At 65.6% G+C, this 21529-nt stretch carries 18 protein-coding genes; 8 read left to right on the top strand and 10 right to left on the bottom strand.

Features of this window, described 5'->3' with window-relative positions; translation table 11 throughout:
- The first annotated feature begins 19 nt into the window (after positions 1–19).
- Complete coding sequence (locus tag JC616_RS13280; protein WP_227103534.1) at positions 20–946, top strand: glycosyltransferase family 2 protein; 927 nt, start codon at positions 20–22, stop codon at positions 944–946.
- Positions 943–2136 carry a hypothetical protein gene (locus tag JC616_RS13285; RefSeq protein WP_227103536.1) on the top strand — a complete coding sequence of 398 codons (1194 nt, stop codon included), beginning with the start codon at positions 943–945 and terminating at the stop codon, positions 2134–2136. Before JC616_RS13280 ends, JC616_RS13285 begins: the two co-directional genes overlap by 4 nt.
- Positions 2137–2189: 53 nt before the next feature.
- On the opposite strand, the gene JC616_RS13290 is transcribed toward JC616_RS13285, so the two are convergent.
- On the bottom strand, positions 2190–2891 hold the full coding sequence (locus JC616_RS13290) for a hypothetical protein (RefSeq protein WP_107799571.1): 702 nt from the start codon (positions 2889–2891) through the stop codon (positions 2190–2192).
- A 487-nt stretch (positions 2892–3378) separates the two neighbouring features.
- Between JC616_RS13290 and ampH the strand changes: the two genes are divergently transcribed.
- Together ampH and ampC are read left to right on the top strand one after the other, a co-directional pair.
- Positions 3379–4491 carry a D-alanyl-D-alanine-carboxypeptidase/endopeptidase AmpH gene (ampH, locus tag JC616_RS13295; RefSeq protein WP_227103538.1) on the top strand — a complete coding sequence of 371 codons (1113 nt, stop codon included), beginning with the start codon at positions 3379–3381 and terminating at the stop codon, positions 4489–4491.
- Between the two features lie 220 nt (positions 4492–4711).
- A complete protein-coding gene (gene ampC / locus JC616_RS13300) occupies positions 4712–5878 on the top strand; it encodes a class C beta-lactamase (protein WP_199225878.1) in 1167 nt (388 codons plus the stop codon).
- 19 nt (positions 5879–5897) lie between these two features.
- On the opposite strand, the gene JC616_RS13305 is transcribed toward ampC, so the two are convergent.
- The 4 genes from JC616_RS13305 to JC616_RS13320 all read right to left on the bottom strand — a co-directional run bounded on the left by JC616_RS13305 (position 5898) and on the right by JC616_RS13320 (position 8861).
- Positions 5898–6212 (bottom strand): DMT family transporter, encoded by a 315-nt coding sequence (locus JC616_RS13305; protein ID WP_227103540.1) that lies wholly within the window; start codon positions 6210–6212, stop codon positions 5898–5900.
- Between the two features lies 1 nt (position 6213).
- Positions 6214–6525 (bottom strand): DMT family transporter, encoded by a 312-nt coding sequence (locus JC616_RS13310; protein WP_107799575.1) that lies wholly within the window; start codon positions 6523–6525, stop codon positions 6214–6216.
- Positions 6526–6668: 143 nt separating this feature from the next.
- Positions 6669–7214 (bottom strand): TetR/AcrR family transcriptional regulator, encoded by a 546-nt coding sequence (locus JC616_RS13315; RefSeq protein WP_227103543.1) that lies wholly within the window; start codon positions 7212–7214, stop codon positions 6669–6671.
- A gap of 84 nt (positions 7215–7298) precedes the next feature.
- Positions 7299–8861, bottom strand: coding sequence for an alkaline phosphatase D family protein (locus JC616_RS13320; RefSeq protein WP_227103544.1), 1563 nt, complete (start codon positions 8859–8861; stop codon positions 7299–7301).
- Positions 8862–9056: 195 nt separating this feature from the next.
- Between JC616_RS13320 and JC616_RS13325 the strand changes: the two genes are divergently transcribed.
- From JC616_RS13325 to JC616_RS13340, 4 genes are all read left to right on the top strand, one after another.
- Positions 9057–9845, top strand: a complete 789-nt coding sequence (locus JC616_RS13325) for a uracil-DNA glycosylase family protein (protein ID WP_107799578.1) — start codon at positions 9057–9059, stop codon at positions 9843–9845.
- 17 nt (positions 9846–9862) lie between these two features.
- Positions 9863–11179, top strand: a complete 1317-nt coding sequence (locus JC616_RS13330) for an amidohydrolase family protein (RefSeq protein WP_227103546.1) — start codon at positions 9863–9865, stop codon at positions 11177–11179.
- A gap of 201 nt (positions 11180–11380) precedes the next feature.
- Complete coding sequence (locus JC616_RS13335) at positions 11381–14479, top strand: response regulator (protein WP_227103548.1); 3099 nt, start codon at positions 11381–11383, stop codon at positions 14477–14479.
- A complete protein-coding gene (locus JC616_RS13340) occupies positions 14476–15576 on the top strand; it encodes a response regulator (protein ID WP_107799581.1) in 1101 nt (366 codons plus the stop codon). The genes JC616_RS13335 and JC616_RS13340 overlap by 4 nt, the downstream gene beginning before the upstream one ends.
- Before the next feature lie 252 nt (positions 15577–15828).
- On the opposite strand, the gene JC616_RS13345 is transcribed toward JC616_RS13340, so the two are convergent.
- The 5 genes from JC616_RS13345 to JC616_RS13365 form a co-directional block, all read right to left on the bottom strand.
- Positions 15829–16032: a DUF2788 domain-containing protein gene (locus JC616_RS13345; RefSeq protein WP_019099892.1), complete on the bottom strand. Its 204-nt coding sequence runs from the start codon at positions 16030–16032 to the stop codon at positions 15829–15831.
- A 114-nt stretch (positions 16033–16146) separates the two neighbouring features.
- A complete protein-coding gene (locus tag JC616_RS13350; RefSeq protein WP_227103550.1) occupies positions 16147–17031 on the bottom strand; it encodes a DMT family transporter in 885 nt (294 codons plus the stop codon).
- 57 nt (positions 17032–17088) lie between these two features.
- Positions 17089–18315 (bottom strand): argininosuccinate synthase, encoded by a 1227-nt coding sequence (locus JC616_RS13355; protein WP_107801798.1) that lies wholly within the window; start codon positions 18313–18315, stop codon positions 17089–17091.
- Between the two features lie 97 nt (positions 18316–18412).
- A complete protein-coding gene (gene argF / locus JC616_RS13360) occupies positions 18413–19336 on the bottom strand; it encodes an ornithine carbamoyltransferase (protein WP_107799423.1) in 924 nt (307 codons plus the stop codon).
- Between the two features lie 192 nt (positions 19337–19528).
- A complete protein-coding gene (locus tag JC616_RS13365; RefSeq protein ID WP_227103552.1) occupies positions 19529–21487 on the bottom strand; it encodes an aminotransferase class I/II-fold pyridoxal phosphate-dependent enzyme in 1959 nt (652 codons plus the stop codon).
- Between the last annotated feature and the right edge of the window lie 42 nt (positions 21488–21529).

Genomic DNA, 21529 nt, shown 5'->3' on the forward strand with positions numbered 1-21529 from the left:
TTCGCGCACAGGGGGCTTCATGCGGCATTCCGTCATTATTCCGCTGTACAACAAACGCGCCTACATCGGCGAGACCATCGCCTCGCTGGCGGCGCAGGAAAAGGCGCCGCACGAGATCATCATCGTCGACGACGCCAGCACCGACGACGGCGCGGAGGCGGCGGAGCAGGCCTTGCGCCACCACGCCCAGGATTTGAGCCGTACCCGCAGCGTGCTGCTGCGGCTGCCGCGCAACAGCGGCCCCGGCGCGGCGCGCAACGCCGGCCTGGCGCGGGCCGGCGGCGAACTAGTGAGCTTCCTGGACGCCGACGACTGCTACCGGCCGGACTGCCTGCGCTTGCTGGAGCAGAAAATGAACGAGCACCGGCTGGACCTGGCGGTGCTGGGCTACGACAGCGCGCCGCCTGAGGAACGCTTTCCGCAGCTGGACGCCTTGCGCGCCGAACTGGAGCCTTTGGAGGACGAAGCCTTCCTGCTGCCCCGCCCGCTGCGCACCGCCGGCCACCCGGACTTCTTCATGGGCCGGGCCAGCAATGTGGCCGCGCGGCGGCAATGGCTGCTGACGCAACGCTATGTGGCCGGCGCGCGGCTGAACGAGGGCATCGATTTCTGGTACCGGGTGCTGAAAGAGATCGTCGCGCACGGCGGACGCGCCGGCCTGCTGTCCGCGCCGCTGATCCGCTTCCGCATTCTGGCGGACAGCCTGTCGCACCGGCCGTGCCGGGACTGGCGGCTGCTGGCCACCCCGCCCACGGTGCTGCGCTACGCGGGCAGCCAGGACGCGGACGAATTGCGCCTGGCTCGCATGCTGGCGCAGCGCTGGCTGGACTACGCGCAAGAAGCGCTGCCGGACGCGGCGCAGCGGCGCGCCTTCCTGAGCCGCCACCGTCCGCTGCTGATCCAGCTGGGACTGACGCCGATGGACGCGGCCAGGCTGCCGGCATGAAGGCGCCGCCCGCCCAGCCGCCCGCGCCGGCCCGCCAGCAGGCCTTGCTGCGCGAGTGCTTCGAACTGGCCCGCGCCCACCCCTTCTATCGAACGCTTTACCGCGGCGTGGCTTGCGCCGAAGACGCGCCGCCGCTGGAGAAGGCGACGCTGCAAGCCGCGCTGGAGACGTTTTCGCCGGAGCGGGAAGCGTCCGGCCTCTATCTGGTGCGCTCCGGCGGCAGCACCCGGGCGGCGCTGATCTTCCCGGTGGACATTGCGGAAAACCTGGCCCAGCGGCAGGCGCTGGCGGACCGGCTGCGCGCCGACGGGGTGTTCGGTCCCGCCAGCATCGCCTTGAACCTGTTCGGCTACGCCAATCTCTACCGCACCGCGGCCATCGTCGACGATGTGCTGGAACGTTGTCAGGCCACCACGCTGCCGATGAGCGCCCACGCCGCCGACGCCGACATCCTGGCCGCGGCGCGGCGATTCCGCCCCAGCCACGTGCTGGGCACCCCGTCGCGGCTGGCCTTGTTCGCCGCCCATCTGGCAGCCGCCGGCGAGCGGCTGGAGATTCCGCAGCTGCTGTACGCCGGCGAAACCCTGCACGCGTCCACGCTGGCGCGGCTGCGCGCCGCGCTGGGCGCGGCCCAGGTCTGGTCGCTGTACGGCGGCGCGGAAACCGGCATCTGGGCCTGGAGCGACGCCAGCCGCCGCCCCGGCCTGTTCCGGGTGCTGCCTCGGGTGGCGGCGGAGATCCTGCAACCGGACGCCGCCGGTTACGGCCGCATCGCGGTCAGCAACGCCTGGCGGCGGCGCTTCCCGGTGTTCCGTTACTGCTTGGGCGACATCGGCCGCTGGGTGGAGTGCGACGGCGAACGCTGGCTGGAATTGCGCGGCCGCGACGGCCGGTCCTTCCGCCTCAATGAAACCACGTACGAGTTGGACGATTTCGCGCAACTGACCGGCGCGGAGCACGCTTTCCAGATCCAGCTGGACCGCGACCCGGCCGGCCGCGAGCGGCTGACCCTGCTTTTGGCCGAACATCTGGACGCCGGCCCGGAAGCGGCCTTGCGCGCGCGCCTGGCGGCTTTGCTGGGCCTGGCGCCGGATGACGGCGCCTTCGCGCTCGGCTTGACCGCGCGGGCGCGATGGCGGCTGGACCCCGTCACCAGCAAGACGCCGCCCATCGTGGATTTGCGGGACTGAAGCCGCCGGCGGACCGCCGTCCCGGCCGTCCGCCGCCCTTGCCCGCCGCGCGCTTACAAGGTCTGGAAGTAGAAGCGGTAATCGCCCTGGCCGAACAACATCGACATGCTGGTCAGATTGCTGTTGGCCGGCGTGCCCACCAGGGTCAGGATGGGAATGGAATCGTGACCGTACTGGTAGGCCTGGGTCTGCGGGTTGTAGCCGAACTGGTAGAAGGTGTCCACGCTGCCCACCTTGAAGGCGTACAAGCGGTACGTGCTGCCGTCGAACAACATCGACCAGCGGTGGAAGTCGGTGTCTCCCGGCGCGCCGGTGACGTTCAGAGTGGGAATGGAGTTGTAGCCGTACTCATAGTGGTTGGTGGAGCGGTTGAAACCGAACTGGTACAGCACCGTGGGCGCGCCCAGGCGCCGCAAATACAAGCGATAGGTGCTGGTGCTGCTGTCGTAGAGCATGGACACGCTGCTGGCGTCCGCGTCCGGCGGCGCGCCGGTGATCTTCAACTCCGGGATGGAGTGGAAGCCGAACTCGTACTTGGACGTGGCCGGATTGAACGCGGCCTGGTACAAGGTGTCCGCGCTGCTGCCCTTGAAGAAATACATCCGGTAATACTCGCCGTCGTTGAGCATGGTCCAGCGCGCCCAATTGGTGTCGCTGGGCATATTGGCGATCGACATATTGGGAATGGAGCCGCCATAGGCGAACTTATACGTGCTGGTGTTGGGCACATAGGCGAACTGATTGACTGATGGCATGACGCTTTCCTCCAAAGTGAGTCAGCTGCCCAGGCGCGGGCCCAAGGCCGGCAACCTCCCTACGGCAACAGCAGCTGACAAAACCCGCGCAAACGGCATGACGCCGGCGCGGCGCGCGGGCTGGCGCGTTCAAGCGGGTTTTGCCAGCGGTTCTACCCCTGGCTTGAGATGATGATTGCGTGATTGCGCATGGATCTCTCCTCCCCCGCGCGGCGGCGCGGGCGAACAAACAGCCACTAAGTCGTCAATCAGGGGCGGGCGCCTTGGCGCGGACGAGGCGGGGCCGATAATGGCGGCGATAGGGACTTCGACTAGCCAGTAATAGCATCTTGAAAACCGGGCGTGCCTGTACTTTCGGACTGGGTCGGCGGCTCTGGTTACAGTCGTTACATATTGCGCGCTATGCCGTCCACCGCCTCCCCCCTAAAATGCACGCCATCTGACGGCGCCGCCGGCGCGCCACCTCATCCAAGGGAAAGCAAGATCAATGAGAACAAAGGGATTCATCAGCCTGGCCCTGGCCGCCCTGCCGGCCTTGAGCCAGGCCGCCATGCCCATCGCCCAACTGAACCAGCACGCCGAGCGGATTTTCAAGGATAGCCAGGCGGTGGGCATGGTGATGGTGGTCGTCGACAAACAAGGCGGCCTGCAACGCTTTTACGGAGAAACCCGCCCGGGCAGCCGCCAGACGCCGGACGCCAATTCGCTGCTGCGCATCGCCAGCCTCAGCAAGCTGATGACCAGCGAAGTGCTGGCGGCCATGGTCCTGGACCAACGGCTCAAGCTGGACGATCCGCTGCGGAAGTTCGCGCCGGCGGGAAGCGCGCAGTCCAAGGCCCTGGCCGGCCAGCCCATCACCCTGCTCCACCTGGCCACCCACACCAGCGGCTTCCCGCGCGAACTGCCGGGCGTCAAGCCGCGCGACACGCCGGTTTTCGTCTGGCCCAATCAGCAGCAGCGCTGGCGCTGGCTGGCCAAGACCAAGGCCCGCTTCGCGCCGGGTCAGAGCGCGCAATACTCTAATCTGGCTTACGACTACCTGGCCGACGCGCTGGCCGTCGCCGCCGGCAAGCCCTATCCGGCGCTGCTGCGCGACACCGTCACCGGGCCGCTGGCCATGCGCGACACCACCTTCAGCCCCAGCCCCGCCCAATGCGCGCGCCTGCTGCGCGGCGTGGAGGCCAGTCCCTGCGTCAACACCAGCGCGGCCATAGGCAGCGGCGGCGTCTATTCCACCGCCGCCGACATGCAACGCTGGCTGCAGGACCTGGTGCGGCCGCAAAACGAGCAGCGCAAGCGCCTGTACCAGCAAACCTTCCAGATGCGCTATCAGCGCGCCGAATTGCGCAGCCTCGCCGGCATGGACGTTCCCGGCAAGGCCGACGCGCTGGGCCTGGGCTGGGTGGCGATGCACGAACAGCCGGACACCCGGCCCTTCCTGCAAAAAACCGCCGGCGGCGGCGGCTTTTTCAGCTACGTCGCCATCGATCCCCAGCGGGGGACCGCGGTATGGGTGGCGCTGACCCGCGGCAAGCAGACCCGCTACCAGGCGATGAGCGACGGCGTGAACCAGTTGCTGCTGGCGCTGAACCGCTCCTAAGAAAGCCGCTTGCGATTCGCTGCGCGTCGCGGGGCCCGATGCGGCAGACACCGTTTCGAAATCCCCCTATCGCCCAGGCGCATGCGGCTTGATCGGACGCAAGGCCTCGCCTCGCTCGCGGGGCCTTGAACAGACGCCAAACGGCCCTGGCGACGCGCAGACGCCATGACTCGCGCCGCTCCTTCTTTTCCCACATCCTCATCGACAAGGAGGCATCGTCATGCCCGCAATGAATCGCCGCGTCCTGCTGCTGGCCTGCGCCGCGCTATCCGCCCACGCCCTGGCCGCCGCGCCTTCGCCCCAAGCCGCCGTCGACGCGGAAATCCCGGCGCTGATGCGCAAGCACGGCATCCCCGGCATGGCGGTGGGCCTCGCCGTCGACAGCGGTGTTCAGGTTTACAACTACGGCGTCGCCTCCAAGGCCGACCATAGGCCGGTAACGCGCGCCACGCTGTTCGAGATCGGCTCGCTCAGCAAAACCTTCACCGCCGCGCTGGCCAGCTATGCCCAGGCCGAAGGCCGGCTCTCGCTGGCCGACCCCGTGACCCAGCACCTGCCGGCGCTGGCCGGCGGCGGCCTGGAACGGGTCACGCTGCTGAACCTGGGCACTCAGACCTCAGGCCTGCCCTTGTTCGTGCCGGACGACGTCGACAACGCCGGCACATTGCGGCGATTCATGCGGCGCTGGCGCCCCAGGCAGCCGGCGGGCGGGCAGCGGGTCTATTCCAATATCGGCATCGGCGTCCTGGGCCAGATCGCCGCCGCCAGCATGCGCATGCCCTACGCGGCGGCGGTGGAAGGCAGGATCTTCGCCAAGCTGGGCATGGACAGCAGCTTCGTCAACGTCCCCGCCCAGAGAATGCGCGACTACGCCCAGGGCTACGACAAGAACGACAGGCCCGCGCGGCTGACTCCGGCCCTGCTGGCGGACGAGGCCTACGGCGTCAGGACCAGCGCCGCCGACCTGGCGCGCTTCCTCAACGCCAATATGGGCCTGCTGCCCATGGCGCCCAAGCTGCGGGCCGCGCTCGAGGACACCCATATCGGCTACTACCGCGCCGGGGTGCTGACCCAAGGCCTGATCTGGGAACAATACCCGTATCCGGTGGACCTGCCGCGGCTGCTGAGCGGCAATGCCCCCGCCTATATCTATCAGGGCATGCCGGCGCAGCGCCTGGATCCGCCGCTGCCGCCGCAAACGCGGGCCTTCATCAACAAGACCGGGTCCACCAACGGCTTTTCGGCTTACGCCGCCTATATCCCGGAAAAACGACTGGGCATCGTGCTCTTGGCCAACAAGTCCTATCCGCTGGCCGAGCGAGTGAGCGCCGCCTACCGCATCCTGGCGCGGCTGGACGGCGGACTCGCGCCCGCCGCTCAACCATGATCCCGCACGGCCGTCGTCGCTAGCCGGCGGTCTTGAGCACAACGATGGACGCGACCAGCAGCGACAGATAGGCAAGCTTTTTATTGCTCTTTTTATCGCCCCAGAACAGGATGCCGGTCACCACCGTGCCCACCACGCCAATCCCGGTATAAGCGGCGTAAGCAATCGACATGTCTATGGTTTTCATCGCCAGATAGAGAAGGAACAAGGAGCTGCTCAAGCCCGTCGCATACAGCGCGCAGCCCCTGACATACCGCTTCAGCGCGATGTCCCGGATCCCCACCACCACCAGAATTTCCAGCACGCCCGCCGCCAACAGATAAAGCCAGTCCATTTCAGTCTTTCACTTGCTTGAGTTGCACCACCGAAAACAGGATCACCGCAATCGCCAGCATCGCCACCGGACTGAACGGCTTGCCGAACAAGGCCACATCCAACAGATAAGCGCCTACGGTTCCGAAGATCACAAAAAACACATAGGCGGTCGACGCGCCCATTCTCTTGGTCGCCAGCACCAGCAAGGAGAAACTGCCGATGATGCAGACAATGGTCGCCAACCATTCCAATACGCTTTCCGAGCGCTTCAAACCCGCGGCCCACAGTACTTCCAAACCGCTGGCAAACAGCAACAACACCCAGCTAAGCATCTTTAAACGCCCCTTCCCCGACTCAATCATCAAAGCCCGTTCAGCCGTCGCGGCACACGCCCGGAGCCTGTTTACGCACCCTCGGGCAAGAACGGAAAAACCCTGCGGCGGCCCACTTGATAATGAGCGCGCCAAGAACGTCTTCAGCGCTCCGCCAATCGCTCGATATCTTGGAACGCGTCCCGCCACTCCTGCTCGCTCATCTCGGCCAGGCCGAAGTAGCGCAGCATGAACGCCCCTTCCACCGCCAGATAGGCCACGCGCGCGCGGCGGCCCTCCTCGGTGGCCACGTCCAGCTTGCCCAAGCGCTCGGCATGCCAGGCCCGCACCCAGTCTTTCTGATCCTTGGACTCCAGCATGGCGCTCAGATGGCAGGCGGCGCGGGCGATCAAGGCCTCTTCCGTCGCGGTGATGCGGACATGGGTTTTGACTTGCTCGACGCTGGACAGCTGTTCGGCGGCGACACCCGCGGTTTTCTCGAAACACGCGTCGTAGTGCTTGCCCCAGCGCTCCAACATGGCGTTGACCAGATTGCGCTTGGCGCCGAAACAGGACTGGACCCCGCCCTTGCTGATGCCCACGGCCTTGGCCACGGCGTCTATGGTGAGGGCGGCCGCCCCCTTGCGTTCTATGATCTCTTCCGCCGCGTCCAACACCTGATTGCGATCGATGGATCTGGGTTTGCTCACGATGCCTCCCGGTTCATTGAATACATACGTATGTATTCTATTGAACCCCAGGAAATAGCGTCAAGCGCGCGATGGGCGTCGCAACTAGGCCGGCGCCAGCTCCTGAGTGAACAAGGTCTGGCCGGCCACGTCCTTCAGCCTCACCGTCATCGCGCGGCTGCGGGCGTCTATGTCCACCTGGCCGAAGAACTGCATGCCGGCCAGCGGCGACAGGTTCTGCGTCTCCGGCGCCTTCTGGTACACCACCTTGGGGCCGAAAGTCATGTCCAGCGGATTGGGACCGAAGGTGCCGGCGTTCAACGGACCGGAGACGAACTCCCAGAACGGATTGAAGTCCGCGAAAGCGGCGCGTTCCGGATGGTAATGATGGGCGGCGGTGTAATGCACGTCGGCGGTGAACCACACCACGTTGCGGATATCGCGTCGCTTGATCTCGCCCAGCAGCAAGGCCAGCTCCAGTTCGCGCCCCAGCGGCCGGCCGTGGTCGCCGTTGGCCATCGCCTCCCAGCGCGCGCTGCCGTCCGCGTTCTTGCCGTCGGCCACCTGCAAGCCCAGCGGCATGTCCGCCATCACCGCCTTCCAGACGCCCTTGGAAGCCTGCAAGCCTTCCAACAACCATTGCAGCTGCGCCCGGCCCATGAAGTTCGCGCCCGGCTCGCCCTCCCGCTGTAGATTGGCGCCGTTGGCGTCGCGATAGCTGCGCATGTCCAGCACGAAGACATCCAGCAACGGCCCTTGCGGCAGATGGCGATACACCCGCTCGTCCTCGCCGTTGCCGTGAAGCCGCAGCGGCGCGTACTCCAGAAAGGCGCGGGTGGCGCGCGCCTGCAACACGCCTATGTTTTTCTCGCGGTAACGCGGGTCGGCGGACAAGTCCTTGCCGTCGGACCAGTTGTTGACCACCTCGTGGTCGTCCCATTGCCAGATCTGCGGCACCTCGGCGGCAAAGCGCCTCACATTGGCGTCCATCAGGTTGTAGCGGTAGCGGCCGCGGTATTCGTCCAGCGTCTCCGCCACCTTGCTCACTTCCGGCGTCAGCAGATTGCGCCAGATCTTGCCGCCCTCCACCGCCGTCTCGGCCGCCATCGGGCCGTCTGCGTAAATGGTGTCGCCGCAATGCACGAAGAAATCCGGCCGCTGCCGGCGCATGGTTTCGTAGATGCGCATGCCGCCCCAGTCCGGATTGATGCCGTAGCCCTGGCCGGCGGTGTCGCCGGACCAGACGAAGCGCAGATCGCGCGCCGTTTCCGCCACAGTGCGAAAGCTCCCTGTCACCGGCTCGGACCAGGCCCGCGGATGGACCGCGTCTTCAAAACGCGCTCTCACATACAGCCGCTCGCCGGCCGGCAGGCCGCTCAGATCCACGCGCGCGGTGAAGTCGCCGGCCTCGGTCGCCCAGGGGCCCCGCACCTGGCGCGGGCTGGCGAAGCGCTCGCTGCGGTCCCACTCCACCACCAGGCGCGCGGTCCGGTCGGAGCGCGCCCAGACGATGGCGCGGTCCGCGCTCGCGTCGCCGATCTGGATGCCGGAATTCATCAGCGGGCGCAGACGGTCCGAGGTGACGACGGCCGGCGCGGCCAGCGCCGGCCCGGCCAGCAACAGGCCACCTCCGGCAAGCGAGGTTTTCAAAAAACGGCGGCGATCCATGGCGTTCTCCGGTGCTGATCAAGACAGTCAAAACGCCGATCTTGCCGCGGCAAGATGACGCCAGGATGTCCCGCTAGCGGGTTTTACGTATTTCATTCGCGCGCTTGATCGCATATACCTCAAACACCCCGCCGCGCGGCCCTCCGAGCCGGCCCGCAGTCAACGGGCTCCGCCAACAGGTTCAAAGGAAAGCACATGCTCTGGGACCCCGGGCCGCCCCCGCCTTTCTCCTCGCTGTTCGAGCACGCTCCGCTGGCAAGCTATCAGGCTCTCCCGGCCAAATTCCGCCTGGAATGGGGCCCCGTCTACTACCGCGGCCGCCTGGACGGCAGCGCCAAGGTGCTGATCGTGGGACAGGACCCGTCCGCCGATGAAAACCTGACGCGCCGCGCCATGGTCGGCACCGCCGGCCAGCGGGTGCAGGGCTTTTTGCGCAAGCTGGGCCTGGACCGTTCCTACGTGATCGTCAACGCCAGCCTGTACAGCATTTACGGCCAGTTCGACGCCGAGATGGCCGGCTTCATGGACCAGGCCGCCGTGCGCGCCTGGCGCAATCAATTGCTGGACCAGCTCAAGCAACCCGGCCTGCAAGCGGTGATCGGCTTTGGCAAGGCGGCGGCCAAGGTGCTGGACGACTGGCCCGGCGCGGCGTCCTTCAAGGCCGCGCAGCGGCTGTTCCAGCCGCAGCATCCCACCGCGCGCTCGCCCGGCGCGCTGCTCAAATCCTGGAACCAGACCCTGGCCGCGCTGGCGCCTTTGCTGAACCCGGACCCCGGCCTTGCGCCGGACCCCACCCCCTATGAGCTGACGGGCTTTCGCGAGCAGGATCTAGCGCGGATTCCCGCCGCGGACCTGCCCTTCGGCATGCCGGCCTGGCTGGGCCAGGGCGATATGGCCACGCGGGTGATCAAGGGCCAGGCCAAACTGAAAACCCCGGCCGCCAACGCCTCCATTCTGTGGACGGCGCAGGCGGACCAGGGCTGAACCGGCGGGAGAAGCAAATGAAAAGCCTGGGATGGCTGCTGTGCACCGCCGCGCTGTTGCCGGCCCACGCCGGGGTGACGGTGACGCCGGGCGACGACGAACACTTGGTGATACGCGGCCGCCTGGTGCTGGCGGAACAAGAGAGCGACGGCCGGCTGGTGCTGGCCGGCGACCGCATCGTCTGCGCCGGCGCGGACTGCGCCGAGCCCCCCGGCGCCACCGTGCTGGACGTGAGCGAGGGCTACGTCTTTCCCGGCTTCATCGACGCCCACAACCACGTGGCCTACAACGCGCTGCCCAAGTGGACGCCGCCCAAGCTCTACCAGAACCGCGGGCAATGGCAGCGCGCCGCCGCCTACAAAACCTTCAAACGTCCCTACGATCAATTGAAGAAAAGCGGCCTGATCTGCGAAATGGTGAAATACGGCGAGGCCAAGGCGCTGATCAGCGGCGTCACCACCATACAGGGCTCGCCCGCCGGCCGCTGCCTGCAAGGGCTGATCCGCAATGCGGAGAACCCCCAGTCCGGCCTGCCAGTCTCCTCCGCCCACGTCCGCACCTTCATCCTGGACGTCGGCGGCGCGCCCAAGATCGACTGGAACGCGACCGACGCCTTCCTGATCCACGTCGCCGAAGGCGTGGACGCCGACGCGCTGGCGGAATTCTCCACGCTCAAGGCCAAGGGCCTGCTCGCCCCCGGCACCGCCGTCATCCACGGCACCGCCTTCGGCGACGAGGAGTTCCGCCAGATGGGCGCGGCGGGCAGCAAGCTGATCTGGTCCCCGCAAAGCAATCTGGCCCTGTACGGCCGCACCACCCGCGTCGACCTCGCCTTGCGCCACGGCGTGCCGGTCTCGCTGGGCGTGGATTGGAACCCCACCGGCAGCGACAATCTGTTCGACGAACTGCGCGTGGCGGAAAGCGTCAACCGCCGGCAATTCCAAAGCGCGATCCGGGAACGGGACTGGGTGGCCATGATCACCCGCCACCCGGCGCGGGCGCTGGCCCTGGACGACTACATCGGCGAACTGCGCGCCGGCCTGAAAGCCGACGTCGTCATCCTGTCCAGCCGCGCCGCCGCCCCCGGCCAGGCGCTGCTGGACGCCAGGCTGCGCGACGTGGCCGCGGTGCTGGTGGACGGCCGGCTGCTTTACGGCGACAGCGACGCGATGGCGGCGGCCGGCCGCGCCGATTGCGACGCGCTGACCGTGGACGGCGCGCCCAAACGGCTCTGCATGCAAACCGCCAAAACGCCCAAGGGCGAGCAGCGGCTGGACGACGTCCGCGCCGCGCTGCGCAAGGTCTACGCCGGCGTGGCGCCGCTGGCGCCCTGAGCCCGCCGCTCAAAGTCCGCGCTCCGCGACAGCGCCGATCCGGCGGCGCGCGCCCATGCCCGCCGGTCCCCGCGGCGTCTCCGGCAAGCGTGGATACCCAATGGACATTCCACTCCCTGCTTACGAGTGCATATGCTATAAAACAGCAAAATATGATTAATTCATAAACACCAAATCCGTTGATCAATGGAGCTTTGGCGCATGCAGCAAACTCCCGCCTCCGGCAACGACGCCTTCGAGTTTCTGTCCACGCTGCCGCCCAGCCGCGCGCAGCGCCGGCTGGCCCTGGCCGCCATCGTGGTATCCATGCTGGTCTTCGTCTGCGCGCTGCCCTTCGCCAAGCTGCCCCTGCCCAAGGTGCCCGCCTTCATTCCCGCCTATCAGGCGGCGATGGCGGTCTGCGATCTGGTCACCGCGGCGCTGTTGTTCGGCCAGTACGCGATCTTGCGCGCTCGCGCCCTGCTGGCCTTGGCGACGGGCTATTTGTTCACCGCGCTGATGGCGATGGCGCATTCACTGACCTTCCCCGGCGTGTTCGCGCCGGGCGGCCTGCTGGGCGCCGGGCCGCAGACCACGGCCTGGATGTATATGTTCTGGCACGGCGGCTTTCCGCTGATGGTGCTGGCCTACGCGCTGCTCGCCCAGCGCAACGACGGCCCCAAGCGCTTCGCCAGCGCGCTGCCGGCGGTGCTGGGCTGCGTCGCCGGCTCGCTGGCGCTGATGGCGGCGCTGACGGCACTGGCCACGCTGGGCCACCCCTGGTTTCCCCCCATCATGCAAGGCAGCCGCTACACCCCCATCATGTTCGGCGTGGTGTCCGCGGTTTGGGGCTTCAGCGCGCTGGCGCTGCTGCTCTTGCTGCGGCGCTGGACGCGCACCTTGCTGGATGTCTGGCTGGCGGTGGTGATGACGGCCTGGCTGTGCGACATCGCCCTGTCCGCCATGCTCAACGCCAGCCGCTTCGACCTGGGCTTTTACGCCGGCCGCGGCTACGGCCTCTTGTCCGCCAGCTTCGTGCTGATCATCCTGCTGCTGGAAAACGGCCTGCTTTACGCGCGGCTGGCGGACACCGCCGGGCAATTGCGCGTGGCCAAGCAGCAGGCGGAAGACGCCACCCAGGCCAAATCGATGTTCCTGGCCAATATGAGCCATGAAATCCGCACGCCGATGAACGCCATCATCGGCATGTCCTATCTGGCGCTTAAAACCAAGCTGAGCGGGCAACAGCGCGACTACGTCAACAAAATCCACAACGCCGGCACCTCCCTGCTGGGCATCATCAACGACATTCTGGATTTCTCCAAGGTGGAGGCCGGCAAGCTGGAAATGGAGGCCGAACCGTTCTGGCTGGACGATGTGCTGGAGGCGGTGTCCTCGCTGGTGGCGCAAAAGGCGACGGACAAATCGCTGGAATTGCTGTTCGAAGTGGGCTCGGACGTGCCCAAGGGGCTGGTGGGCGACGCCCTGCGGCTCAGCCAGGTGCTGATCAATTTGAGCAATAACGCGATCAAGTTCACGGAAAAGGGCCAAGTGGCCATCATCATCAGCCGGCTGGAACAAGTGGGCGACAAGGTCCAGCTGCGTTTCTGCGTGCACGACACCGGCATCGGCATGAGCGAGGAACAGGCGGCGCGGCTGTTCCAGCCGTTCAGCCAGGCCGACGGCTCCACCACCCGCCGTTTTGGCGGCACCGGCCTGGGCCTGACCATCGCCAAGCGGCTGGTGGAGCTGATGGGCGGCTCCATCCGGGTGGAATCCGCCCCCGGCTGGGGCAGCCTGTTCATGTTCAACGCCTGGCTGGGCGTGTCCTCCGCCGTGGACACCCGCCGCCAGGGCCTGCCCGGAGAGATCAAGGGCCTGCGCGTGCTGGTGGTGGACGACAACGCCTCGGCGCGGGACATCCTGTCCGACCAGCTGCGCTCGCTGGGCTTCTACGCCCACGCCTGCGCCTCCGGGCCGGAGGCGGTGGCGGCGATCGCCCAGGCCAATCTGGACCGGCCTTTCGACGCGGTCTTCGTGGACTGGATGATGCCGGGCATGAACGGGGTGGAAACCATCTCACAGATTCGCAGCATCAGCCGCAGCATCAAGGTGGTGCTGGCCACCGCCTTCGGCCGCGACGACGTGCGCGCCCAGGGCGAGCTGAGCGGCTGCGACGCGGTCCTGATCAAGCCCGTCAGCCTGTCCTCGCTCTACGACGTGGTGCTGGCGATGTTCGGACCGCAGCGGGACCACGGCCTGGTGGCGCTGACCGAGGAATTGCCGCGGCTGGACGGCGTGCGCCTGCTCTTGGTGGAAGACAATCTGGTGAATCAGCAGATCGCCGTGGAACTGCTGGGCGACGCGGGCGCGCTGGTGACCTTGGCCAATCACGGCGGCGAAGCGCTGGCGCGTCTGGCCGCGATGGGGCCGCAAGGCTTCGACGCGGTATTGATGGATGTGCAGATGCCGGTGCTGGACGGCATCTCGGCCACCCGGCAGATCAAGGCCGATCCCCAGTTCGCCTCCTTGCCGGTGCTGGCGATGACGGCCGACGCGCTGTCGGAGGAGCGGGAGGACTGCATGAGCGCCGGCATGGACGACTACATCGCCAAGCCGATAGACCCGCATACGATGTTCCAGACCCTGCTGCGCTGGGTGAAGCCGATACCGCCGGGCGCGGAGATCCACCGCGCCTCCTCGTCCGCGCTGGCGCTGCCGGACATCCCCGGCCTGGATCAACAGGCCGGCTTGAAACGCGTGGCCGGCAAGCGCGAGCTGTATCTGCACCTGCTGCGCCAATTCATCGCCGAGGAAGCGGACGCCGCCGCGCGGCTGTCCGCGGCGCTGGAAATCGGCGACTACGTCCAGGCCGAACGCACCGTGCACACGCTCAAAGGCGTCAGCGGCAATGTGGGCTGCGTGCAGTTGCAGGAGGCGGCCACCGTGCTGGAGCGGGATTTGCGCGCGCGCGGCGCCATTCATCTGGCGCCGCTGGAACAGGCGCTGGAACAGGTGATGACGGCGCTGCGCGCCGGTCTGGAAGCGGAAGACCGCTTATCCGACGCCGGCACGCCGACGGCGGACGCGCCGGCCGGCCCGGCGCTGCTGCAACAACTGGCCGCCCTGCTGGCCGCCAGCGACGGCGACGCGCTGGAACTGTTCCTGCAACAGACGCCGGCGCTGCGCGCCCTGTTCGGCCCCGATGAATTCGCCGACTTCGAAAAAGCGCTGAACCACTTTGACTTCGTCAACGCGCTGACACTGTTGCGCCACGCCGCGGCCGCCCAGCGCATCCCCTTGCCGGAGGACATAAGATGACGGACTCCGCCCCGGCGGCCCCGCGTCAGACCGTTCTGATCGTGGACGACACCCCGGAAAACCTCACCTTGCTGTATGGCTTGCTGAAAGACCATTATCGGACCCAAATCGCCAACAGCGGCGAGCGCGCGCTGGAGCTGCTGGAAGGCGACGCGCTGCCGGATTTGCTGCTCTTGGATGTGATGATGCCCGGCATCGGCGGCTTCGAGACTTGCCGCCAGGTCAAGGCCAACCCGCGCACCGCGCGCATCCCGGTGATCTTTCTGACCGCGATGGGCGAGAACGAGAACGAACAGGCCGGCTTCGACGCCGGCGCGGTGGATTACATCATCAAGCCCATCTCGCCGCCCATCGTGCTGGCCCGGGTCAAAACCCATCTGAGGCTCAAGGCCGCCGCCGACTTTCTGGAAGACAAGGCCGCCTTCCTGCAAACCGAAGTGGAACGCCGCATCCACGAAGTGCAAGTGGTTCAGGACGTCACCATCCTGGCGCTGGCCTCGCTGGCGGAAACTCGCGACCATGAAACCGGCAACCATCTGCGCCGGACGCAGAACTACGTGCTCGCCCTGTGCACCCAATTGCGCAATCACCCGCGCTTCCAGGCCGTGCTGGAAGAGGAGACCATCCAGGAGTTGTTCAAATCCGCGCCCTTGCACGATATCGGCAAGGTGGGCATTCCGGACGACATCCTGCTCAAACCGGGCAAGCTGACGCCGGAAGAGTTCGAAATCATGAAAACCCACACCACGCTGGGACGCGACACCATCGCCGCGGCGGAGCGGCTGCTGGACTCTCCCAGCAGCTTTCTGCGCCACGCCAAGGAGATCGCCTACAGTCATCAGGAGAAATGGGACGGCAGCGGCTACCCCCAGGGCCTGACCGGCGACGACATTCCGGTGTCCGCCCGGCTGATGGCGGTGGCGGACGTCTACGACGCCCTGATATCCCGCCGCGTCTACAAGCCCCCCTTCCCCCATGAGCAGGCGGTCGCCATCATCCGCGAAGGCAGCGGCAAGCATTTCGACCCGGACATCGTCGCCGCCTTCCTGAGCATGACGGAAACCTTCCGCGCCATCGCCCTGCGCTATACCGACTAAGAACCGCCTCCCAACCAAGCGCCGCGCGCAAAATCGCGCAGCTTCCCGGCGACACAATAAAAAAGCCGGCAAGCAAGCTTGCCGGCTGTTCGCGGTATCGCGGGTCTTAGAACGTGTTTACGATCTCGCGAGCCAGAGCGAGACAAGGCGAAAACCGCTGAGAAAGCGGAATGTACAGAGGGTATATGAGCATTTCGAAGCGGTACTCACCGTGCCAAGATTCACGAAGCGCAGCAGATCGTAAACAGGTTCTTACTTCTGGATCAGGAACTCCACCAGCACGTTCTTGAACAGGAAGCCGGACACGCCGAAGCCCAGCACCAGGAACAGGATGAACATGCCCATCTTGCCGGCCTGAGCCTTCTTGCCCAGGTCCCAGATGATGAAGCCCATGAAAATGATCAGGCCGCCCAGGCACACGATCATGGAAATATTGGTGAATTGTTCTTCCGACACTTGTTGTCCTTTGCGTCCACAGCAGATCACGGACCGGCGGGGTCTTAGCGATGCGCCCCGCCTGGCCGTAATAAGATACTCGCCATCGCCCTCCGGCTCAATGCCCGCGCGCGGCTATCGGCGCCAGCGCAACCTCTGCAGCACCAGGGCGACGCCCAGCGCGGCCAACAGCATGCCGCCCACCGCCAACAGGCTCAGCTGTTCGTCGAACAGCCACCAGGCCTGCACCGCGGCCAGGCCCGGCGTCAGATAGAAATAGCTGGCCACCTTGCTGACATCGCCGTCCTTCAGCATGCGCATCAGCAGCAGGATGGCCAGCACCGACAGCGCCAGCACGCTCCAGCCCAGGGCCAGCGCCAGTTGCGCGTTCCAGTGGATGGCCTCGCCGCGCTCCAGCCCCAGGGCCAGCGCGCCGGTAATCAGAAAGGCCGCCAGGTATTGATGGAAGGCGCCGGTCAACGGATGCACGCCCTGGCCGAAGCGTTTCTGGTACAAGGTGCCGGCAGTGATCGCGCACAAGGCCAGCGCGGTCAGCCACAGGCCGGGATTGGCGCCTAACTGCAAGCCCTTGCCGCCCAGCACCACCAGCAGCGCGCCGCCAAAACCTATCGCCAGACCCAGCCATTGCATGCGGCTCAGCCGCTGCTCGCCCATCAGCCAGCTCAGTATCGCAGTCAGTATCGGCTGCAGGCCGACGATCAGCGCGGTGATGCCGGCCGGCACCGCCAGCTTGATGCCGGCGAAGCTGGCGCCCAGATAAAGGCCGTGCAGCATCGCGCCGCAAGCCCATTGGTGCTTGGCCGCCGCCAGGCCCGGCCAAGCGGGCCGGAAGCAGGCGATCAGCGCGCCGAAGCACAGCAGGGTCAGACCCATCCGTATCGCCAAAAAGGTGAACGGGCCGATGAAAGGCAGGCCTAGTTTGGCGCCGATGAAGCCGGTGCTCCACAGCAGCACGAAGGCCCAGGGGATCCAGGCATTGGATCGATGATTGGTTTCCATATTTTGCGTCATTAAAAAAAGCCCCCTGCGGGGGCTTTTGGGGTCCAACGCGGCGCTTTAGCCGCGTTTCTGTTTGGCGTTGCCGGCAATCCGCATCCGCAACGCGTTCAGGCGGATGAAACCGGCCGCGTCGGCGTGATTGTAGGCGCCGCCGTCTTCGTCGAAGGTGGCGATGGCGGGGTCGAACAGCGAGTCGGTCTTGGATTCGCGGCCCACCACGATCACATTGCCCTTGTACAGTTTCAGCCGCACCCAGCCGTTGACCGTGGCCTGGGAGGCGTCGATCATGCCTTGCAGCATCAGACGCTCCGGGCTCCACCAGTAGCCGGTGTAGACCAGCTTGGCGTACTTGGGCATCAGTTCGTCCTTCAGGTGGGCCACTTCGCGGTCCAGGGTGATGGATTCGATCGCGCGGTGCGCCTTCAACATGATGGAGCCGCCCGGGGTTTCGTAGCAGCCGCGGGACTTCATGCCCACATAGCGGTTTTCCACGATGTCCAGCCGGCCGATGCCGTGCTTGCCGCCCAGGCGGTTCAGCTCGGTCAGCACCTGGGCCGGGCTCATCGCCACGCCGTTGATCGCGGTGATGTCGCCCTTCTCATAGCTCAGCTCGATGTATTCGGCCTGATCCGGCGCGTTCTCCGGGCTCACCGTCCACAGCCACATATCCTCTTCCGGCTCCGCCGCCGGGTCTTCCAGCACCGTGCCTTCATAGGAGATGTGCAGCAGGTTGGCGTCCATCGAATACGGGCTGCCGCCGTTCTTCTTCTTGCTGATGTCGATGCCGTGGGTTTCCGCGTAGTTCAGCAGTTTTTCCCGCGACAGCAGGTCCCATTCCCGCCACGGCGCGATCACCTTGACGTCCGGCTTCAGCGCGTAATAGCCCAGCTCAAAGCGCACCTGGTCGTTGCCCTTGCCGGTGGCGCCGTGAGACACCGCGTCGGCGCCCACCTGATTGGCGATCTCGATCTGGCGCTTGGCGATCAGCGGCCGCGCGATCGAGGTGCCCAGCAGGTACTCGCCTTCGTAAACGGCGTTGGCGCGGAACATCGGAAACACGAAGTCGCGGACAAACTCCTCGCGCAGATCGTCAATGAAGATGTTTTCCGGCTTGATGCCCAGCGACACCGCCTTCTTGCGCGCCGGTTCCACTTCTTCGCCCTGGCCGATGTCGGCGGTGAAGGTCACCACCTCGCATTGATAGGTATCCTGCAGCCACTTGAGAATTACCGAAGTATCCAGACCGCCGGAGTAAGCCAGTACCACTTTCTTGATGTCAGACATTTTGTATTCTTTCAAATCCATTGATTGCCGGATCCGGCCCGCGCCTGGCGCGGCCTTGCCGAATCGCGTAAACGGCGGGCTCGCCCGCGTCGTCAGTTCAGTCGTAGCGCTGGCCCAGCAGCAGGAACTCGATCAGCGCCTTCTGCACGTGCATGCGGTTTTCCGCCTCGTCCCAGACCACGCTCTGCGGCCCGTCTATCACCGCGGCAGCCACTTCCTCACCCCGGTGCGCCGGCAAACAGTGCATGAACAAGGCGTCCGGCTTGGCCAGCTTCATCAGCTCCGGCGTCACCTGGTAGTCGCGGAAGGCTTCCAGCCGCGCTTCCTTCTCCGCCTCGAAACCCATGCTGGTGAACACATCGGTAGTCACCAGGTCCGCGCCGGTCGCCGCATGGCTGGCGCTGTGGCTGGGTTCGAAGTGCTCGGGGCCGTAATGCTGGCCGTCCAAGGCCTTGAGCTCGAAGCCCACCGGCGTCGCCACCTTGAGCTTGAAGCCCAGGATGCGAGCCGCCTGCAGCCAGGTGCGGCAGACATTGTTGCCGTCGCCTATCCAGGCCACGGTTTTGCCCTTGATCGAGCCGCGCTGCTCGATATAGGTGAAGATGTCCGCCAGAATCTGGCACGGGTGGTATTCGTTGGTCAGGCCGTTGATCACCGGCACCTTGGAATGCGCGGCCAGCCGCTGCACCAGCGCCTGCTCGTAGGTGCGGATCATGATGATGTCGCTCATCCGGGACAGCACGCGGGCGGTGTCCTCGATGGGCTCGCCGCGGCCCATCTGCGAGCTTTGCGAGTCCAGGAACATCGCGTGGCCGCCCAGTTGCGCCATGCCCGCTTCGAAAGAAACGCGGGTGCGGGTGGAGTTCTTCTCGAACACCATGGACATCACCTTGCCGACGAGCGGCTGGTACAGCTGGCCGTCGCTACGTCGTCGTTTCAGGACCTTGCTGCGCTCGAAGAGATGGCGGTATTCCTCGTGGGTCAGGTCGCTGAATTGCAAGTAATGCCTAGGGGACGTCATGGTGCTCCATTTCAAAAAAAAAGCCACCGCGCGTTCGACACCGTTTCAGTGTCCTTCATGCGCGATGGCACATTACTACACGCTGGTCTCAAGTCATTCACAGGCGTCGCAAGCATGCCTACGCAAAGCGCATGATTTACATAATTGCGACAAGACTTATATTTATCGGAAATCAGCCTGTCTGACAAGCATTCATTTGAACAAGGCGCGTCCAGGCAGTTGCGCCAGCTCCCCTTCTTTGAGCACTCGCAGCAAAAACTCGCCGCCATCCTCGGCCAAACCGTGCATTTCTATGGATTTCTGGGTTTTTTGCAGCCGCGCCAAATACGCGAGAATGGTGTCGTCTATCACCTGGCCGGGCACCAGCACCGGAATGCCGGGCGGATACGGCACGATCTGGTCGCAGCAGACCCGTCCGACCAGGGCCGCGTTGGGGCGGCCGTCGTCGTCTAGCAGCGGCAAGCGCTCGCCGGCCTCGTAAAAAGCGTCGCGCGGCAAGCTGGCCAGACTGGAGAAACGCGGAATCTCCGGCATCCTTCCCAGCGGTCGCGGCGGACGCTTTTCCTTGGTCAAACGCAGCATGGCGTCATAAAGCCGCGACACCTTGCTGCGGGTGGTGCCCAGAGTCAGCAGCAGGGTGATGGTGCTGAACGTGGATTTCTCCACCTGGATGTTGTAGCGCTCGAACAGCGCCTGCTGCAATTCGTCCGCGGTGAAGCCGGACTGGGTGATGTCCACGGTCAGCTTGGTCGGGTCCAGCTGGATGCCGTCCTCCCTCACCTCCTCCGGCAATAGGTCCGACAGTTCCAGCACCCGGAAAGCGCCGGTGGAGTTGATCTTGTCGCGCAACTCCTGCGCCAGTTTCAGCGTGCGGTCCAACAGCCGGTAGCCCTCCATCACCGCCTGTTTGCGCGCCACGTCCAGGCTGGCGATCAGGTTGTACTGCGGGCTGGTCGACGCGTGCATATTGAAGTTCTCGCGGAACAGATGCGCGTCGAAGCCGGGGTCGTTGACGTGAATCATGCTGGCCTGGGAGAACGCCGACAGCACCTTGTGCGTGCTCTGGGTCACGTAGTCGGCGCCGGACTCCAGCGCCGTCGGCCGGAACGCCGGGTGGAAACGGGCGAAGCCGTACCAGGCCTCGTCGACGATGACCTTGATGCCCTGCTCGTGCGCGGCCTCGATGATGGGCTTCAGATCGTAGCGCAGCCCGTCGTAGGTGCAGGAGGTCAGGATCAGCACCCGCGCGTCGGGGTTGGCGTCGATCGCGGCGAAGATGGTTTCCTTGGGCACCGGTCCGAAAATGCCGAACTGCTTGTTGATCGAGGAATCCAGATACACCGGCAGCGCGCCGGACAGGATCACGCCGTGATGCACCGATTTGTGACAATTGCGGTCCAGCAGCAGCTTGTCGCCGGGCGCCAGCAAGGTCTGGAAAATCACTTTGTTGGAGGTGGAGGTGCCGTTGGTGGCGAAGTAGGTGCGCTTGGCGCCGAAGGCCTTGGCCGCCAGCATCTGCGCCTCCTCTATCACCCCGGTGGGGTGCAGCAGAGAATCCAGCATCGGCACCGACACCGACAGGTCGGCGCGCAGCATGCTCTCGCCGACGAAGTCGTGAAAATCGCCGACCCAGGGGCTGCCTTTCAAGGAATCGCCGCCGGAATGGCCCGGCGTGTGCCAGGAGTCCTTGGCCATGCGCACGTATTGCTTGAGCTTGTCGTAGAACGGCGTCGCGGACTTTTCCGCCAGCTCCGCCGACAGAATGCGAAACCAGCCGTGGAAATCCAGCTCGTCGCGGTAGAAATAGCCGTCCACCGCGTGGCTGGCCAGGTCTTCCACCAGCGCGCGCTCGTCGTCGTCGAACAATAAGACATACAGCGAAATTTCCGGACGGAAGGCGCTGATGCGGTTGGCCAGCTGCGCCGCCGCCTGACTGACGCCCTTCTCCTGCAACTGCTTGTCCACCAGCACCACCTGGACGTCGCCGTCTCGGGCGATCTGATCCAGCGCGTCCTGACTGCGCGCGACGCCGACGAAAGTCAGGCCGTAGGGGTTTTCCAGCCGGACCGCGGCGGCGCCCAGTCCGGCCAGCACATCGGCCTGCCATTTGGCGTCGTCGCTGACCACCAGCACTCGGCTAACGGGTGTCATGATCGGGTTTCTCCTGTTGATATTGCTTTGCGCTGTTATTGA

The organism is Chromobacterium rhizoryzae, from assembly GCF_020544465.1.
In the GTDB taxonomy this organism is placed as follows: domain Bacteria; phylum Pseudomonadota; class Gammaproteobacteria; order Burkholderiales; family Chromobacteriaceae; genus Chromobacterium.

Excerpts from the sequence above, each read along its gene's own strand:
- JC616_RS13325 (WP_107799578.1), top strand. The coding sequence starts at position 9,057 with ATGCTCTGGGACCCCGGGCCGCCCCCGCCTTTCTCCTCGCTGTTCGAG.
- ampH (WP_227103538.1), top strand. The coding sequence starts at position 3,379 with ATGAGAACAAAGGGATTCATCAGCCTGGCCCTGGCCGCCCTGCCGGCC.
- JC616_RS13335 (WP_227103548.1), top strand. The coding sequence starts at position 11,381 with ATGCAGCAAACTCCCGCCTCCGGCAACGACGCCTTCGAGTTTCTGTCC.
- JC616_RS13305 (WP_227103540.1), bottom strand. The coding sequence starts at position 6,212 with ATGGACTGGCTTTATCTGTTGGCGGCGGGCGTGCTGGAAATTCTGGTG.
- JC616_RS13290 (WP_107799571.1), bottom strand. The coding sequence starts at position 2,891 with ATGCCATCAGTCAATCAGTTCGCCTATGTGCCCAACACCAGCACGTAT.
- argF (WP_107799423.1), bottom strand. The coding sequence starts at position 19,336 with ATGACGTCCCCTAGGCATTACTTGCAATTCAGCGACCTGACCCACGAG.
- JC616_RS13355 (WP_107801798.1), bottom strand. The coding sequence starts at position 18,315 with ATGTCTGACATCAAGAAAGTGGTACTGGCTTACTCCGGCGGTCTGGAT.
- JC616_RS13310 (WP_107799575.1), bottom strand. The coding sequence starts at position 6,525 with ATGCTTAGCTGGGTGTTGTTGCTGTTTGCCAGCGGTTTGGAAGTACTG.
- JC616_RS13365 (WP_227103552.1), bottom strand. The coding sequence starts at position 21,487 with ATGACACCCGTTAGCCGAGTGCTGGTGGTCAGCGACGACGCCAAATGG.
- JC616_RS13285 (WP_227103536.1), top strand. The coding sequence starts at position 943 with ATGAAGGCGCCGCCCGCCCAGCCGCCCGCGCCGGCCCGCCAGCAGGCC.
- JC616_RS13330 (WP_227103546.1), top strand. The coding sequence starts at position 9,863 with ATGAAAAGCCTGGGATGGCTGCTGTGCACCGCCGCGCTGTTGCCGGCC.
- JC616_RS13320 (WP_227103544.1), bottom strand. The coding sequence starts at position 8,861 with ATGGATCGCCGCCGTTTTTTGAAAACCTCGCTTGCCGGAGGTGGCCTG.
- JC616_RS13350 (WP_227103550.1), bottom strand. The coding sequence starts at position 17,031 with ATGGAAACCAATCATCGATCCAATGCCTGGATCCCCTGGGCCTTCGTG.
- JC616_RS13280 (WP_227103534.1), top strand. The coding sequence starts at position 20 with ATGCGGCATTCCGTCATTATTCCGCTGTACAACAAACGCGCCTACATC.
- ampC (WP_199225878.1), top strand. The coding sequence starts at position 4,712 with ATGCCCGCAATGAATCGCCGCGTCCTGCTGCTGGCCTGCGCCGCGCTA.
- JC616_RS13340 (WP_107799581.1), top strand. The coding sequence starts at position 14,476 with ATGACGGACTCCGCCCCGGCGGCCCCGCGTCAGACCGTTCTGATCGTG.